The sequence below is a fragment of the Streptomyces sp. NPDC002446 genome (assembly GCF_053595675.1).
On sequence record NZ_JBSFYC010000176.1, the window covers coordinates 1 to 1051 of the forward strand.

Genomic DNA, 1051 nt, shown 5'->3' on the forward strand with positions numbered 1-1051 from the left:
CAGGCGAAGCTGAGAACTTAAGCGCCAGTAAACGGCGGTGGTAACTATAACCATCCTAAGGTAGCGAAATTCCTTGTCGGGTAAGTTCCGACCTGCACGAATGGCGTAACGACTTCTCGACTGTCTCAACCATAGGCCCGGTGAAATTGCATTACGAGTAAAGATGCTCGTTTCGCGCAGCAGGACGGAAAGACCCCGGGACCTTTACTATAGCTTGATATTGGTGTTCGGTTCGGCTTGTGTAGGATAGGTGGGAGACTGTGAAGCATCAACGCCAGTTGGTGTGGAGTCATTGTTGAAATACCACTCTGGTCGTGCTGGATGTCTAACCTGGGTCCGTGATCCGGATCAGGGACAGTGTCTGGTGGGTAGTTTAACTGGGGCGGTTGCCTCCTAAAGGGTAACGGAGGCGCCCAAAGGTTCCCTCAGCCTGGTTGGCAATCAGGTGTTGAGTGTAAGTGCACAAGGGAGCTTGACTGTGAGACTGACGGGTCGAGCAGGTACGAAAGTAGGGACTAGTGATCCGGCGGTGGCTTGTGGAAGCGCCGTCGCTCAACGGATAAAAGGTACCCCGGGGATAACAGGCTGATCTTCCCCAAGAGTCCATATCGACGGGATGGTTTGGCACCTCGATGTCGGCTCGTCGCATCCTGGGGCTGGAGTCGGTCCCAAGGGTTGGGCTGTTCGCCCATTAAAGCGGTACGCGAGCTGGGTTTAGAACGTCGTGAGACAGTTCGGTCCCTATCCGCTGTGCGCGTAGGAGTCTTGAGAAGGGCTGTCCCTAGTACGAGAGGACCGGGACGGACGAACCTCTGGTGTGCCAGTTGTCCTGCCAAGGGCATGGCTGGTTGGCTACGTTCGGAAAGGATAACCGCTGAAAGCATCTAAGCGGGAAGCCTGCTTCGAGATGAGGGCTCCCTCCTCCTTGAGAGGGTAAGGCTCCCAGTAGACGACTGGGTTGATAGGCCAGATATGGAAGCGCCGTAAGGTGTGGAGTTGACTGGTACTAATAGGCCGAGGGCTTGTCCTCAGTTGCTCGCGTCCACTGTGT

The 1051-nt window shown here is 55.5% G+C and carries 1 rRNA gene; it reads left to right on the plus strand.

Features of this window, described 5'->3' with window-relative positions:
• Positions 1–1030: ribosomal RNA gene (locus ACWD6P_RS37065) — 23S ribosomal RNA — on the plus strand; the annotation flags it as partial.
• Positions 1031–1051: the final 21 nt, after the last annotated feature.